This window comes from Nonomuraea sp. NPDC050540, assembly GCF_044457485.1.
In the GTDB taxonomy this organism is placed as follows: Bacteria; Actinomycetota; Actinomycetes; order Streptosporangiales; family Streptosporangiaceae; genus Nonomuraea.
Window position 1 is genome coordinate 238,392 of the sequence record NZ_JBITHA010000015.1, and the last position, 15,407, is coordinate 253,798.

14 protein-coding genes are annotated in these 15,407 nt (G+C 72.0%); 7 read left to right on the forward strand and 7 right to left on the reverse strand.

The features are described from left to right. Positions 1-68 precede the first annotated feature (68 nt). Positions 69-803 (forward strand): ABC transporter ATP-binding protein, encoded by a 735-nt coding sequence (locus ACIBI5_RS39810; RefSeq protein ID WP_397254684.1) that lies wholly within the window; start codon positions 69-71, stop codon positions 801-803. Then, entirely contained in the window at positions 800-3,145 is a 2,346-nt protein-coding gene (locus ACIBI5_RS39815; RefSeq protein ID WP_397254825.1) for an FtsX-like permease family protein, read from the forward strand. Before ACIBI5_RS39810 ends, ACIBI5_RS39815 begins: the two co-directional genes overlap by 4 nt. Before the next feature lie 36 nt (positions 3,146-3,181). On the opposite strand, the gene ACIBI5_RS39820 is transcribed toward ACIBI5_RS39815, so the two are convergent. Then, the gene (locus tag ACIBI5_RS39820) at positions 3,182-3,526 is read right to left on the reverse strand and encodes a VOC family protein (RefSeq protein WP_397254686.1); all 345 of its coding nucleotides are present in this window, start codon (positions 3,524-3,526) and stop codon (positions 3,182-3,184) included. 54 nt (positions 3,527-3,580) lie between these two features. Next, positions 3,581-4,033, reverse strand: coding sequence for a winged helix-turn-helix transcriptional regulator (locus ACIBI5_RS39825; protein WP_397254688.1), 453 nt, complete (start codon positions 4,031-4,033; stop codon positions 3,581-3,583). An 83-nt stretch (positions 4,034-4,116) separates the two neighbouring features. Between ACIBI5_RS39825 and ACIBI5_RS39830 the strand changes: the two genes are divergently transcribed. The 5 genes from ACIBI5_RS39830 to ACIBI5_RS39850 all read left to right on the forward strand — a co-directional run bounded on the left by ACIBI5_RS39830 (position 4,117) and on the right by ACIBI5_RS39850 (position 9,026). After that, on the forward strand, positions 4,117-4,506 hold the full coding sequence (locus ACIBI5_RS39830) for a TIGR03618 family F420-dependent PPOX class oxidoreductase (RefSeq protein ID WP_397254690.1): 390 nt from the start codon (positions 4,117-4,119) through the stop codon (positions 4,504-4,506). A 69-nt stretch (positions 4,507-4,575) separates the two neighbouring features. Beyond that, the gene (locus ACIBI5_RS39835) at positions 4,576-6,879 is read left to right on the forward strand and encodes a hypothetical protein (RefSeq protein ID WP_397254692.1); all 2,304 of its coding nucleotides are present in this window, start codon (positions 4,576-4,578) and stop codon (positions 6,877-6,879) included. Between the two features lie 96 nt (positions 6,880-6,975). Beyond that, entirely contained in the window at positions 6,976-7,419 is a 444-nt protein-coding gene (locus ACIBI5_RS39840) for a DUF6325 family protein (protein ID WP_397254694.1), read from the forward strand. Continuing rightward, entirely contained in the window at positions 7,416-7,715 is a 300-nt protein-coding gene (locus tag ACIBI5_RS39845) for an SHOCT domain-containing protein (protein ID WP_397254696.1), read from the forward strand. Before ACIBI5_RS39840 ends, ACIBI5_RS39845 begins: the two co-directional genes overlap by 4 nt. An 87-nt stretch (positions 7,716-7,802) precedes the next feature. Next, positions 7,803-9,026: an NAD(P)/FAD-dependent oxidoreductase gene (locus ACIBI5_RS39850; RefSeq protein ID WP_397254698.1), complete on the forward strand. Its 1,224-nt coding sequence runs from the start codon at positions 7,803-7,805 to the stop codon at positions 9,024-9,026. 17 nt (positions 9,027-9,043) lie between these two features. On the opposite strand, the gene ACIBI5_RS39855 is transcribed toward ACIBI5_RS39850, so the two are convergent. The 5 genes from ACIBI5_RS39855 to ACIBI5_RS39875 form a co-directional block, all read right to left on the reverse strand. Next, positions 9,044-10,264 (reverse strand): cytochrome P450, encoded by a 1,221-nt coding sequence (locus tag ACIBI5_RS39855; protein WP_397254700.1) that lies wholly within the window; start codon positions 10,262-10,264, stop codon positions 9,044-9,046. A 24-nt stretch (positions 10,265-10,288) separates the two neighbouring features. After that, positions 10,289-11,902: an FAD-dependent oxidoreductase gene (locus tag ACIBI5_RS39860; protein WP_397254702.1), complete on the reverse strand. Its 1,614-nt coding sequence runs from the start codon at positions 11,900-11,902 to the stop codon at positions 10,289-10,291. 107 nt (positions 11,903-12,009) lie between these two features. Then, positions 12,010-13,467 (reverse strand): alpha/beta hydrolase, encoded by a 1,458-nt coding sequence (locus tag ACIBI5_RS39865; RefSeq protein ID WP_397254704.1) that lies wholly within the window; start codon positions 13,465-13,467, stop codon positions 12,010-12,012. Positions 13,468-13,564: 97 nt separating this feature from the next. Next, positions 13,565-14,233 (reverse strand): response regulator transcription factor, encoded by a 669-nt coding sequence (locus tag ACIBI5_RS39870; RefSeq protein WP_397254706.1) that lies wholly within the window; start codon positions 14,231-14,233, stop codon positions 13,565-13,567. Further along, on the reverse strand, positions 14,230-15,321 hold the full coding sequence (locus ACIBI5_RS39875) for an ATP-binding protein (RefSeq protein ID WP_397254708.1): 1,092 nt from the start codon (positions 15,319-15,321) through the stop codon (positions 14,230-14,232). Before ACIBI5_RS39875 ends, ACIBI5_RS39870 begins: the two co-directional genes overlap by 4 nt. Positions 15,322-15,407 lie beyond the last annotated feature (86 nt).

Consider the following 15,407-nt stretch of genomic DNA (forward strand, 5'->3'; position numbering starts at 1 on the left):
ACGAGGTCATGGTGACCCGGTGAGCACGTCTCTGTCCTGCGACAACGCCCGCCAGCAGGCTTGGACCCATGACGGACGTAGTGCGGTTGGACGCGGTGAGCAAGGTGTACGGAAAAGGGCAGAACGCGGTGGCGGCCCTGCGCGAGGTGTCGGCAGGCATCCCGCGTGGCAGCTTCACCGCGGTGATGGGCCCCTCGGGTTCCGGTAAGAGCACGTTCCTCCACTGCGCGGCGGGCCTGGACGTTCCGTCCTCGGGTTCGGTACGGCTCGGCGGCACGGAACTGGCCGGCATGAGCGAGACCGCCCTGACCGAGCTGCGCCGGGGCCGGGTGGGCTTCGTCTTCCAGGCGTTCAACCTGGTCTCCTCGCTGACCGTGCTGGAGAACATCACGTTGCCGCTGCGCCTGTCCGGTGAGAAGGCCGACGCCGCGTGGCTGGCCGAGATCGTGCGCCGGGTGGGGCTGGACGGGCGTACCGGTCACCTGCCGGCCCAGTTGTCCGGCGGCCAGCAGCAGCGGGTGGCCATCGCCCGCGCCCTGGTGGTGCGGCCCGAGGTGGTCTTCGGCGACGAGCCGACCGGCGCCCTGGACACGATGACCGCCCGCGACGTGCTGGTCCTGCTGCGCGAGGTGGTCTCGGCCCTGGGCCAGACCGTGGTGATGGTGACCCACGACCCGGTCGCCGCCTCCTACGCCGACACCGTCCTGTTCCTGGCCGACGGCCGGATCGCCGACTCGATGACCGCGCCCACCGCCGAGAAGGTGGCCGAGCGCATGACCAGGCTGGGAGCGTGGAAGCGATGATCTCGCTGGCATGGAAGACCCTCCGGCACCGCAAGGCCGGGTTCGCGGGCGCGTTCGTCGCCCTGTTCTGCGCCGCCGCGCTGGTGACGGCGTGCGGCATGCTGCTGGAGACGGGCCTGCGCGGCGCACTGGCTCCGGAACGGTACGCGGGGGCACCGGTCATCGTGGCCGGTGACCAGTTCGAACGCCGCGTCGTCGACAAGGGCGACGGCGAGTCCAAGGTCAAGGCCAAGGCGCTGTCGGAGCTGCGCTGGATCCCCGAGAGGCTGGCCGCCGACCTGGCCGCCGCGCCCGGCGTGGAGAAGGTCGTCACCGAGGTCACCTTCCCCGCCGGGGACGCGCTGGGCCATGGCTGGGAGTCGGCGGCACTCACGCCGTTCACGCTGAAGAGCGGCCGCGCGCCGGAGAAGGCGGGCGAGGTCGTCGTGGACGCGAGCTTCCGCGGCGAGAACTTCACCGCCGCGGGCAGGACCTACCGCGTCGTCGGCGTGACCCACCAGGCGCTGCCCAGCGGGCGCACCGTCTTCTTCAGCACCGCCGAGGCCCGCCGGCTGGCCGGGCGGCCCGGCCTGGTCAGCGCGATCGGCGTGTTCCCGCGGGTCCCGGTCACGGTCAAGGGCGCGCTCGCCTACACCGGCGACGAGCGCGGCGCGGTGGAGTTCCGCGACGGCGACAACGCCCGCATCAAGCTGATCAGCATGGGCGGCGCGATGGGCGGCACCTCGCTGCTGGTGGCGATCCTGGTCGTGGTCGGCACGTTCGCGCTCTCCATCCAGCAGCGCCAGCGCGAACTGGCCCTGCTGCGGGCCGTCGCGGCCACTCCCCGGCAGATCCGCCGGATGCTCGGCGGCGAGGCGCTCGCGGTCAGCGCCCTGGCCGGGGTGCTCGGGGCGGGGGCCGGGATCATGCTCGGGTTCTGGCTGCGCGGGCGGTTCGTGGCCCTGGGTGCCATGCCGGACAACCTGCACCTGGTCCTCAGCCCGTTCCCGATGGCGGCGGCCGTGCTCGCCACCGTCGCGGCGGCTTGGGCGGCGGCGCGCGTCTCGGCCCGCCGTACCTCCAAGATCCGACCGGTCGAGGCGCTCGGCGAGGCGGCGATGGAGAAGCCGGGACTGCCGGTCGGACGTCTGATCGCCGGGCCGGCCGTGCTGGCGGGCAGCGTCGTGCTGACGATCCTGCTGACCACCCTGGACACCGAGGCCGCGGCCGGCCCGGTCACCATGCTCACCGCGCTCGCCTGGACGCTGGCCGTCTCCCTGCTCGGCCCGCTCATCGCCCGCGCCGTCACCGCGCTGCCCCTGCGTGGTCCCGGCGCGGGCGGCTACCTGGCCGCGCGCAACCTGCGGGCCGGTACCCGGCGCATGTCCTCGGTGATCACACCGCTCAGCCTGATGATCGCCATGACCTGCACCATCCTGTTCGTGCAGACCACGCTGGGCGCCGCCGCCCAGGAACAGGCCGTCGCGGGGACCAAGGCCGAGACCGTGCTCGGCCCCGGCGCCTCCGCCACCGCCGCCCGCGAGGTGCCCGGCGTGCGCGCCGTCACCGAGGTGCTGCGCACCTCCGTCAGAGTCGACCTTGAGCGGTACGGCGCGCAGGCCGTCACCCCGCAGGGCCTGGACCAGACCATGGACCTCGGCGTGGTCGCCGGCTCGATGACCGGCTTCGGCGAGAGGTCGGTGGCGCTCAGCACCAAGGCGGCCGGCTGGTTCGGCGTCACGGTCGGCGACCGGCTCGCGCTCACGCTCGGCGACGGCACCCCGGCCGAGCTGACCGTCGCCGCCGTCTACACGCGCGGCATGGGCTTCGGCGAGCTGACACTGCCGCACGCGCTGGTCTCCAAGCACGTGGACGACCCGCGCGGCACCCTCCTGGTCGCGGGCGGCGACCGGGCAGCGCTGGCCGGGGCGGGCCCCCTCCTGTCCCCCGCCGGGAACTCCTCCTCCGGCGGCGCGGCCGTCAACTACGTGGCCATGGGCCTGATCATCGCCTTCTGCGCCATCGCGGTCGTGAACACGCTGGCCATGTCCACCTCGGCCCGCTCCCGCGAGATGGCGCTCCTGCGCCTGGTCGGGACCACGCGGCGGCAGGTGCTCGGCATGCTGCGCCAGGAGACGGCCGCAGCCGTGCTGGTCTCGGTGGTGCTGGGCACGCTGATCTCGGCGATCACGCTGGCCGCGACCGGCCTGGGCATGACCGGCTCGCCGGTGCCGTCGGTGCCGCCGCTGGGCTACCTGGGCGTGATCGCCGGGGTGGCGGCGCTGGCCCTGGCCGCCACCGCGATCCCGGCCCGGCTGGCGCTCAGGGAGCACCCGGCCGAGGCGATCGGCGGCCGCGAGTAGCGCCGGAGCCCCGGCCTCCGATGAGGCCGGGGCTGTTCACTCGGCGGGGGCCTGCGCGAGAGACAGGCTGTTGCCGTCGGGGTCGAGGACGTCCACGTGGCGGACTCCGTTGCCGTAGGTCTCCACGGGATCGTGCTCGATCCCGTGGGCGGCCAGCCGGGCCAGGATGTCGTCCAGGTCGGTCACGCCCAACGTGATCATGGTGCCTCCCACCCGCGCCGCCCGCACCTGCCGGTCGTCGAGCACGACCCAGGCGTTCTCACCGACCTGCCACAGGAGCTCCTCGCCGATGATCTCGTCCGCCGGCCGCCCGAAGAACACCTCGAACCACTTGCGCGAGGTTTCCAGGTCACGCACGCACACGACGCTGTACAGGTCCATCTGACCCGCTCCTTCCGATCGTCTCGACAGTGAGACCCCGCCCGCGGGCGAGACTCATCGCGCCGCGCCCGGCCCGGGGAGCAGGTCGACGTCGCCGGCGTGCATCGGCTCGCCGCAGTGGGCGCAGCGCAGGTCGGCCTGGCTGATCTCGCCGCAGGCGTGGTGCCGGTAGAGCACCGGCGGACCGGCCTCGCCCGCCAGCCACCGGTCCCCCCACCCGGCCATGACCATGAGCACGTCGACCAGCTCGGCCCCTTTGGCCGTCAGGTGGTACTCGTGGCGCGGCCGCTGATCGTAGGGGCGGCGTTCGAGGACGCCGTGGCCGACCAGGTGGTTGAGCCGTTCGGTCAGCACCTTGCGCGAGATGCCGAGATCAGCCTGGAGCTGCTCGAACCGGGTGAAGCCCGCCCACACGTCGCGCAGGATCAGCGGCGACCACGGCTCTCCGATCACGTCGAGGGTACGCGCGATGGAGCAGGCCATATCCCCGAACTTGGTGCGTTGCATGACATCAGTCTACCGATTGGAGTTCCCTAAAGGAACTTAGACTGTTAGAGTCTCCTCAAGGAACTCAAGAAGGAGTCGTCACGATGAGCGAGCTCGACCCCGGCGTCCGCCGAGCCTTCGACAGCACCTCCGTCGCCCACCTGGCCACCGTCCTGCCGGACGGCTCGCCCCACACCGTCCCGCTCTGGGTCGCCACCCACGGCGACCGGATCGTCTTCCTCACCGGCCCGCACTCGCGCAAGGCCCGCAACCTCCACCGCGACCCGCGGGTGGCACTGTCCATGGCGCCACTCGACAACCCGTTCGAGCCTGTCATCGTCCGCGGCCGGGTCGTCGAGTGGCTCGACGGCGACGTGGCCTGGGAGATCATCGACCGGATCTCGATGAAGTACCTCGGCCGGCCCTACCCCCGGGACGAGGAACGCGTCGTCGGCGTCATCGAGCCCGAGCGGCAGACCGTGGGCGTCGGCTGACACCTTGATCGCCTCGCGGCGGCTGGATAGGTTGGGGCGCTTTGACTGGTTCGCCCCCCAAGGATGGCCATGCGTCGCTACCGCTTCGGCAAGATCGCGGCCCTGATCGCGCTCGGCTATCTCACCGTGGTCGCGGTGCTCTGCGCCCTCACGCCGGCCACCCCGCGCAATGGTCTCCTGTGGAAAGTCGTCACCCGCGACATGTTCACCGAGAGTCTCTTCCGCTCCGGCATCCCGTGGGGACTGACCATCGCCCTGGTACTCATCGGGGCGCTCCAGGCGTGGGCCCTGTGGCAGGTGCTGCGTGGACGGGCGCGCGGCGAGCTGACGGACCGGGGCAGGAAGGTCGGCCTGCTGCGGCTGGCCCTCTACCTCAGCGTCGGCACCAGCCTGCTCGACCTCGCCAGCGTCCCGCTGATCATCACGCGGGAGATCTACTGGGTCTGGACGGTGACGGGGATCTTCTCCGGCCTCCTGCGCATAGCCGTCGCGTGGCTGTTCTTCCTGGTGCTCCGTGACACCGCCTCCCGCGGGCTGCGGCTGTTCTCGCTGGTCACCGGGGCCCTCGTCGGCGTGCTCGGCATCGGGCAGAACATCACGGAGGTCCTCGGCCTGGAGGTGGTGACGCAGTACCTCACCCTCGCCGGCATGTCCGGCTACATCTGGACGGCATGGGCGGTGTCGATCCTGATCGCCCAGCACAGGGACCCCCGCTGGAGCGCGGCGACCGTCCGGATCGGGATCGCCGCGCAGGTGGTGTCGGTTCTCCAGCCCACCGGGACCGTGTCCTTCGGTTACTTCGGATCCGAGTTCCCCTCCATCCTCCTGGTCTATTCGCTCCTGTCCGCCATCGGCGTCCTCGGGCTGGTGTGGGAGGCCAGGACCGCCCACGAACTGGCCGGCCCCCTGCCGCAGGCCGCTGTTCCCGCGCCGGAGCGGTCGGCGGCCCGGCGATGGCCGCTGCCCGCCGTGGCGGTCGTGCTTCCGCTGATCCCCGCCGCCGTCAACCTCGCGCAGGGCAGGTACCTCTGGATCGGCCCCAGAGGCGCGATCGAGCAGTTCGTCCGCGAGGAGAGCGGGCAGGCCCTGACCTGGCTCGGCCTCGACGTCTTCGTCGGTGCCGGCGGCCCCGCTCTGCTGATCCTGGTCGCGGTGCTGCGCCGGACCCGCCTTGCCGTACAGGTGGTGTCGGTGGCGCTGGCCGTCGCCGCGTTCGTGGGCCTGGTCAGCGCGCTCACCGCCGTGACGCCGGTGCCGGGGGAGTTCCGCTACGAAGGCGAGCAGATCTATCCGGAGGGGATGTTCTCCCCGGCACCGGACGGGGAGATCTTCTTCGGCATCTCACCGTTGTTCTACAGCGCCGCCCTGCTCGGGTCCGCGCTGCTCCTGCGGTTGCTGTATCCAGTCGCGCCCGCCCCGCGCGCACGCCACCACGTCCTGCTGGCCGGGCTCGCCGCGGTCGTCGCGCTCGGCTTCGTGCCCGCCGCCGACCAGGCGCGGGGCCCGGTCACCACGGCCGAGGACTGCCGGCCGTACCCGGGCGGGAGGCTGCCGGAAGCGCCGGAACTCACCCGCGACCAGCGAATCGTGTGCTCCCTCCGGCAGGGAAGCCTGATCAAGGTCGGCGCCACCGCGTCCGACGCCAGGGTCCTCGCGTACGCCCGCCGGTTGTGCGACATCTACACCCGCAACGATCCCGAGGAGGTCGCCCGGCTCAAGGCCGCGGACGGGCTGCAGCGCGACGACCTCGCCCACCCGCTCGCGGAGATCTGCCCCAGCGCGAACATCGTCGTCAAGGCGGCGGCCGCCGAGCAGGACCGGGAGTTCCAGGAATGGGAGGCCGCGGCGCAGCGCATGTGCGACGCCACCCCGCGCCATCGCCCGCTCATCGAACCGGCCCACGCGACCCGCATGAAGGAACCCCAGCTGACCGACTACGGGGTCGTCGAGACCTACGAGCCGACCGGGCCCGACCAGGACCCGGCCGAGGACGGCCTGCTGGAGAAGGCTCAGGACGACGGCCTGGTGGCCTCCCTCCCCGGCCGCCTGATGGTCCTGACCCACTCCGACTTCGACATCTGCGTGACCGTGGAGACCTACACCTGCCGCCCGCCGGTGGAGACCAAGGGCTGGGACCACGTGGCCGAGGTCGGCTACGAGAGCCCCACCGGCGACATCGTGCTCAGGGACGATCTGAGCGGCACCGAGTTCCCCGACCTGTCGCTCAACGGCCGCGCGGGCCACTACCGGATCCGCGTGCACTACGACTGGTTCAAGGGCAAGGACGGCCAGGAGGGCCAGAGGCTGCTGATCATGGCGTACCCGGGGAAGGGGAGTAAGCCGGTCACCTACCGCGAGCCGCCCAAGCGGTGACGTGCTCCATGGGGAACGCTTGCCTCGCGCACGGGTTCCGCAAAAGACCCATACGGGGAGGAGTCGATCGCAGAATTCGTCGGCAGAGGAGGGCTGATGGCCACGGTCATGAAGGCCGAGTCGGTGGGACCGGTGGATGTCGCCGTCATCACGTTCGGCGGGGAGCACTTCGACCCCGGCGTGGTGTCCGCGATCCGGGAGATCCAGGACAAGGGCACCGTCCGGGTCGTCGACCTCAGCTTCGTCCGCAAGGCGGCCGACGGAACCGTGTCGGCGGCCGAGGTCGCCGACACCGACGTCGCGGCCGAGTACGCGGGACTCGCCGACGAGGAGCTCGACCTCCTGAACGACGAGGACCTGCGCCTGCTGGGCGACGCCCTCGATCCCGGTACGGCCGCGCTGGTCGTCGTCTGGGAGAACACGTGGGCGGCCCAGCTCGGCGCCGCCCTCCGGGCCTCCAGCAGTCAGGTCTCGACGCTGGAGCGCATTCCCCGGCAGGTCGTCCTGGAGGCCCTCGCAGCTCTGGAGGATGAGCGATGATGCTCCGACGTCGAGTGGGCAGGCCCGGTCTCATCGGCGCCATGGCGCGTACCGCGGTGATCACCGGTACGGCGACCGCGGTCAGCGGCGGCATCCAGCGCAGGCAGGCCAGGCGCATGGAGGAACAGGAGGCCGCGTCCGCGGCCCAGGCCCAGGCACCGGCACCGGCACCGGTGCCCGCCACGGACCCGGCGGAGCGGATGCGGCTCCTGCGGGAGCTCGGCCAGATGAAGGCCGACGGGCTGCTCACCGAGGAGGAGTTCGCCGCGGAGAAGGCCAGGATCCTGGCCTCCTGACCCGGACCCTGAGCCTGTCCAAGAGAGGCGGAAACCGCCGACAATGACATCGGGCTGCCGCTCATAGTCGCCAGGGGAAAGGACCGGATGATGCCGCAGAGACCGAGGGTCGTGATCGTGGGGGCCGGGTTCGCGGGGCTGGGCGCCACGAAGGCGCTGGCCAGGACGGGCGCGTTGGTGACGCTGGTCGACCGCAACCCGTACGCGACCTTCCAGCCCCTTCTCTACCAGGTCGCCACGGCCGGGCTGGGCGCCTCTGACGTGACCTATCCGATCCGCACCTTCGCCGCCAAGTGGCCCAATGTCCGGACCCGTCAGGCCGCCCTGACCAAGGTGCTGCCGGACGAGCGGCGGGTGGAGTTCGAGGACGGCAGCGGCCTGGACTACGACTATCTCGTGCTGGCCACCGGCGTGACCACCAACTGGCTCGGCATCGACGGGGCACAGGACAACGCGCTGCCCATCTACTCGCTGCGCGACGCGGCCGCGCTGCGCGACCGGCTCGGGCGCCTCCTGGAGGACACGGCGCTCGGCCGCCGCAAGAGCACGCACGTCGTGGTGGTGGGAGCGGGCGCGACCGGGGTGGAGATGGCGGGCACGCTGGCCGAACTGCGCCGCCGTACGCTGCCGTTGACCCATCCCGAGATCAAGCCGGGCCAGACCAGCGTGACGCTGGTGGAGCGGTTCGACCACGTGCTGGCCCCGTACAAGTCACGGCTGCGGAACGCGGCCGCGGCGGCGCTGCGCAGGCGGGGGGTGAAGCTGCGGCTGGGGTGCACGGTGGCGGCCGTCGAGCCGGACGCGGTGGTGCTGAACGACGGCACGCGGCTGCCGAGCGACCTGACCGTGTGGGCGCTCGGCGTGACCGCGCCCACGCAGGTGGCCGACTGGGGCCTGCCGCAGAGCGAGGGCGGCCGGGTCGCGCTCACCGAGGCGCTGAACGTGCCGGAGCACCCGGAGATCTTCGTGGCCGGCGACCTTTCCGGGCCGCCCGTCCTGCAACCGCAGCTCGCCCAGCCGGCGATCCAGATGGGCCGGCACGTCGGCAGGCAGATCGCCGCGGCCATGCGCGGCGAGCCCGTCCGGCCGTTCTCCTACGACGACCCGGGGATCATGGCCACCGTGGGCAAGGCCGAGGCCGTGTTGCAACTGCCCAGCGGGCTGACCGTGCACGGGCTCCCCGCCTGGCTGGTGTGGATCTTCGTGCACCTGGCGTACCTGCTGGGCGGCCGCAACCGCGCCAGCGTGCTGCTCAACTTCTTCTGGCGGTACGCCGGGCCGCGCCGCAGCGCCACCAGCGTCTCCCAGTAGTTCCGGCCAGCGCGAGGTCAGTCTCCCTCGTACGGCAGGACCTCGTCGTAGGAGATGACCAGGTGGCGCGGCCCCCGCAGGGTCGAGCTGGGACGGTACGGCGGCGGGTCGGTCACCAGGCGGGGGTTCACCAGGCGCTTGGCGAGCTGGCGGAGCGCGATCTGGGCTTCCAGGCGGGCCAGCGGGGCGCCGAAGCAGTTGTGGATGCCGCCGCCGAAGCCGAGGTGCTGGATGTAGGGCCGGTCCGGGTCGAAGCGGTCGGGGTCGTGCACGTGCGCGGGGTCGCGGCTTCCCGAGGCGAGGGCCAGAATGATGCTCGAACCCTTGGGGATGGTGACGTCGGCCACCGTGATGTCGTCGAGGGCGACGCGCTGGGGCAGGAAGTGCACGGGCGGCTCGAAGCGCAGCAGTTCCTCGACGGCGCCGATGACCAGGTCGGGCTCGTCGCGGAGCCGTTCGAGCAGGCCGGGGTTGCGCAGCATGGTCAGCATGCCGTTGGTGATCAGGTTGACCGTGGTCTCGTGCCCGGCGATCAGCAGCAGCACCGCGGTCGTCATCACCTCGGTCTCCGACATGGATCCCTCGGGACCGTGGTAGGTGACGAGCCCGGACAGCAGGTCGTGGCGCGGATTCTCGCGGCGCGACTGGGCGAGTTCGCCCAGGTAGCCGGCCAGCGCGAGCCCGGCGGCCTGGCGGCGCCCGGCCCGCTCCTCCATGCTGCCCTCGCCGGGGCCGAGGGTTTCGACGATCTCGTCCGCCCAGACGTGGAAGCGGGACTCGTCCTCGCGCGGGACGCCGAGCAGGCGGCAGATGACCGTGACGGGGAACGGGTAGGCGACGTCGTCGACGATGTCGGCCTGGGATTCGCCGGCGATGCCGTCGATCAGCTCCTTGACGAGCTCGTGCAGCTCCCCGCGCATGCTCTCGACCACGAGCGGGGAGTGCGGCGGCCCGAAGTGGCGCATCGTCAGCCCCCTGAGCCGGTCGTGCTCGGGCGGATCGACGCGGATGAAGGAGGGCGGCAGCTGATCTGCGGCCGGCGGGTGGGCCAGGTTCCGCGCGTCCGAGCTGACCCGCGGGTCGTGCAGCAGCGCGACGATGTGCTCGTAGGTGTTGACGACGTAGGCGCCGTCCTCCAGCCGCACCACGGGTGTCTGGCGGAGTTCGGCGTACAGCGTGTACGGGTCCGCCCTGTTGGCGAACTCGTGAATCTGGTCGTAGATGCGTGCCGGCTCCACGGATGTGCCCCCGTCTGGTCGTCGTTACTGGTGCCGGACGAGCGTGACGCGCCGCTCGGCCGGGTCGTGGCCGGTCACCACCACGGTCGCGCCCTCGGCGGGCGCCAGTCGCGGCGGCCCCTCAGCCGGTACGGCCCGCAGTTCGTCGGGCCTGCCGACCATCTGGAAGTCGGGCGGGAACGGCGCCGCCCGCTGGATGAGGTCGCGGTAGAAGTCCAGCCACATCGCCTGGTCGAAGGTGACGGCGGCGGTGATCCTGCCGCGGTAGCCGTACACGGCGACGAAGCGGCGCTCCTCCACGGAGCCCTGCGCGATCACGACCTCGTCGGCGATGGTCGGCACGCCGACGGACTTGATGTTGACGCCGAACTGGTTGGACCAGAAGACCGGCAGCGACAGGTGCGGCCAGCGGTGCGCCTGGTCGCTCAGCATGTTGTGGGCGGCGATCTCGGCCTGGGCCACGGCGTTGCCCCAGTGTTCGAGCGCCATGAACTGGTAGTGGTACACCGGGTGCGGGAAGCGGGCCACGTCACCGGCGACGAACACGTCATCGGTGACCAGGCCGTTGATGTCGACGGCGCGGCAGCCGGCGTCGGTGGCCACGCCCCAGGGTCCGGCCGCCAGGCCCGAGCCGGCCAGCCATTCGATGTTGCGGACCGCGCCGAGCGCGACCACCGCCATGTCGGCCTCGACCGTGGTGCCGTCCGACAGCCTGGCCCCGCGCACCCGGCCGTCGGCGTCGCCCTCCAGCGCCTCGACCCTGACCCCGCAGCGCAGGTCCACGCCGGCGTCGCGCTGCATGCGGGCGGCGACGTCGCCGATCACCTTGCCGAGCGCGCCGGCGAGCGGCGCCGGGCCCGCCTCCACGACGGTCACCGCCACGTCGAGGTCGCGGCAGACGGAGGCGACCTCCGATCCGGTGAACCCGGCCCCGATGATCAGCACCCGCCTGACGCCCGCGGCCAGCCGTTCCCTGATCCGGTGCGCGTCGTCCAGCGTGCGCAGCACGTGCACCCCGTCGAGGGCGGCCTCCTGCTCGTCCGGCCACGGCCTGGCCCGCACGCCGGTGGCGATCAGCACCTTGTCGAAGTCGATCTGCCTGCCGTCGGCCAGCCGTACCTGCTTGGCGGCCAGGTCTAGGCCGGTCGCGGGCGTTCCGGAGAGAAACTCGACCTCGATCTCGCGCAGGTGGGGCAGCGCGGTGTGCTCGACCGTGATCGTGCCGGTCAGCACCTGTTTGGACAGCGGCGGCCGGTCGTACGGCTCGTACGGCTCGTCGCCGATCAGCGTCAGCCTGCCCTTGAAGCCGTCCCGGCGCAGGACGCCCGCCGCCCGGCCCCCGGCCAGGGAGGCGCCGACGATGACGATGTGGCCGTCGCGCTTGAACGCGTCGTCGCCGTGCGAGGTGGCGTAGCTCAGTTCCGGTTCCCTCGTCCGGTGCTGGGTGGCCATCCTGTCGATGTGGATGGCCTGCACCGGACAGGCCGCGGCGGCCTGAAGGACGCGTTCCCGCTGGGCGGCCTCGGGGTCGGGGTCGTACATGAGCGCCTCCGGGCCGTGCATCGTGAACACGGCCGGGGCCATGAACGCGCACTGCCCGTACCCCTGACAGCGCGTGAGGTCCACGACAACTCTCACAGCCACACCCCCGTCGATCCGGTACGGCACACGCCGCCAGGCGGATGTACCCGGCTCTTCCTCCGCGATAAGCGAGGAAAAGTCATGGATTGGGTCAGGAAGTGGCCCTAGCAGCTCTGGTCGCGAGGCGGCAGGTGCCCGCCGGTCAGGAAGTCCGTGACCGCCCGGTCGCCGCAGGCGTTGCCGTTGGCCAGGTAGACGCCGTGGCCGCCGGAGTCGACGCCGACCATGCGGGCGCGCTGCCCGAACGCCTCGCGCATCCGCAGCGCCCCGCTGTACGGGGTCGAGGGGTCGCGCAGGTTCTGGATCAGCATCACGTTGGCGGGGCCGCGCGAGCCGACCTTCACCGGCCGCTCGGCCGGCTTGTACGGCCAGTACGCGCACGGACCGAGGTTGACCGGCATGCCCGCGGTCAGCGGGAACTCCTCCCGGTTGCGCTTGACCTGCCGCTCGTGCCGGGAGATCGAGTCCGGCCACTCCACGTCGTTGCACATCGTGGCCCCGGCGTGCGCGGCGGTGTTCTGCATGGCCGCCTCCGGCGGGGTGTTCGGCGGGGGCAGTTCGGCGCCGGTGCGCGCGGCCTTCATCAGCCCCGCCAGCACGGGGAAACCCGCATCGGAGTAGAACGCGTTCAGCATCGTCTCGCGCAGCAGGTTGCCGGTGAGCAGCGGCGGGTTGGCGCCCGTCCAGGGCAGCGGCTCGCGGTCCAGCCGCGCCGCCAACTCCAGGAAGGTGCGCCGGACCGCCCCGGCGTCGGCGCCCAGCCCGTACTCGCCCTCGCGGGCGGCGGCCCAGGCGGCGAAGTCGGGGAAGCGGTCCTCCACGCCGACCGCGTAGTTGGCCAGCCACTGCCGGGCCACCTTGCGCGGGTCGGGGTCGTCGTTGCTGTCGAGGACCACCCGGTCGGTACGCTCGGGGAACATCGTGGCGTAGACGGCCCCCGCGTAGGTGCCGTAGGAGACGCCCCAGTACGACAGCTTCTTCTCCCCCAGCGCCCGGCGGATGGCGTCGATGTCCCTGGCCTCGTTGCGGGTGCTGATGTGCCGGATCAGCGGGCCGCCGTTGCGCGCGCAGGCCTCGGCGATCCGGCGCGACCAGGCCGCGTTCCCGGCGATGCCGCCGTCGGCGTCCGGGTACGGCTTCAGCCTGGTCACGTCGAGGTCCCAAGGCTCAAGACCGCACGAGACCGGCGAGCTCCGGCCCACTCCGCGCGGGTCGAACCCGACGATGTCGAACCGGTCGAGCACCGCCCGCGGCAGCTTGTTCACCTGGACGCTCGGCCGGTTCAGGCCGGGGCTGCCGGGCCCGCCCGGGATGATCAGCAGCACTCCGCGGCGCGTAGCGGGCTGGGCGGTCCTGATCCGGGAGATCGCCAGCGAGATCCGCGGCCCGCTGGGATCGCCGTAGTCCATCGGCACCTTGAGCGTGGCGCATTCCTGACGCGGGTCGACTCCCTTCCCGGCGGGACAGGCGGCCCACTGCGGGGCGGCGGTCGCGGCCTGTGCGGGAAGCGCCAGGCCCGCGGCCAGGAGGGCGGCGGCGGACAGCGTCACAAGGTTTCTCATGCCGTCGACTCTGCCGAAGCGCAGGTCAGCGAGACAGAGACCCCGTCACCAGCCACCCATGACCTCATCACGAAGCCGACAGAAACCCCGAAATCGGCTAGCCGGTGGTGTCCGTGATGCGGTAGCCGACGTTGGGGATGGTGCCGACGACCGGGGGTTCGCCGAGTTTGCGGCGGAGCCTGCCGACCGTGACCGGGACGACGTTGGAGAAGGGATCGGCGTGCTCGTCCCAAGCCTGTTCGAGGAGGTCCTCGGCGGAAAGGACCGCCGGGTGCGCGCGCATGAGCGCCTCCAGCACCGCGAACTCCCTGGCCGACAGGTTGAGCGGGCGGCCGTCGCGGGTGGCGGTGTGGCGCAGGGTGTCGAGCTCGATGCCCGCCGCCCGGTACGTCCGGGAGCGGGGGGCGGGCTGGCGGCGGGCCAGGGCGCGGATCCTGAGCACGAGTTCGGGGAAGTGGAACGGCTTGGGCAGGTAGTCGTCGGCACCGAGGCCGAGGCCGGTGACCCGGTCGCCGGGGGTGCCGGCCGCGGTCAGCATGAGCACCATGGCGGGGTGGCCGCCGTCGGCGATCATCCGGCACAGCGTGTCGCCGTGCAGGCCGGGCAGGTCGCGGTCGAGGACGACGACCTGGTACGGGTTGAGGTCGAGCTTGGCGGCCGCCTCCCGCCCGTCATAGGCGATGTCCACGGCCATGCCCTGGTCACGGAGCCCTTCGGCGATGCCGTCGGCCAGCGCCCTCGAGTCTTCGACGACCAGGATTCTCATGCGTGGTCCTCGGCCAGGGGCAGGGTGATGACCAGGCGGAGGCCGCCGGCGGCGCGGGCGTACAGGCTGAGACCGCCGTTGTGGGCCTCGGCGATCGCCTTGACGATGGACAGTCCGAGTCCGGTGCCGGTCCGCTCGGCGTCGGGGCGGCGGAAGGGCTGGGTGAGCCGGCCGAGGTCTTCCGGGGTGAGGACGGTTCCGCTGTTCTCGACGATGAGGCGGGCCTGCTGAGGGCCGGTCTCGGCGCTGACGCGGATCCATCCGCCCGGCCGGTTGTGCCGGACCGCGTTGTCGACGACGTTCCCGATCATGCGGGTGAGCAGGGTTTCGCTGCCGGTGACCCAGGCCCGCGGGCAGGGGCGGTGGTCGACGTGGAGCGGCAGGGCGGCGATGGTGTCGGCGTGCCGCCGGAGGGCGGCCGCCGTGGTGGTGCTCAGGGCGACGCGGGACCGGTCGTCGGAGGGGCCTTGCTGGGTGCGGGCGAGGATGAGGAGGCTCTCCAGGAGCGCGTCGACGTGGTCGAGTTCGTTGCGGATCCGGTCGCCGAGGCTGACGAGTTGCGGGGGCAGCGGGCCGGGTTTGGCCATGGCCACGTCCAGCCATACCCGCATGGTGGTCATCGGGGTGCGCAGTTCGTGCGAGGCGCTGGCGGCGAAGCGGCGCTCGGACTCGAACGACCGCTCCAGCCTGGCCAGCAGCTCGTCGATCGTGTCGGCCAGTTCCTTCAGGTCGTCGTCGGGACCCTGGAGGCTGAGGCGTTCGTGCAGGTTGGTGGCGGAGATCCGGCGCGCGGTGGTGGTGATGGCGCGGACGGGCGCCAGGAAACGTCCCGCCACCAGCCAGCCGAACAGCAGCGAGACCACCGCCATGATGGCCAGGGCGACGCCGGCCAAGGTGAGCAGCTTGCCGAGGTCGGAGCTGTGGGTGGTGGCGGCCGGCGCGCCCGGGACCTGGACGGTGGTCGTCGTCTCGCCCTGCCACAGGCCGACCGTCAGGATCAGCAGGACGGCGCCGGAGGCGACGAACAGTCCCCAGTACGACAGGGCCATGCGCATGCGGATGGCGGGCCGTCTCCGCAGGCTCTTCACCCTGCCCACAATGCCGCATCCCACATGACAGCGGCATAACAGGCGGCGTTGGGCCGGTGTCATCCCCCGCGGCGTACAAACGGCGC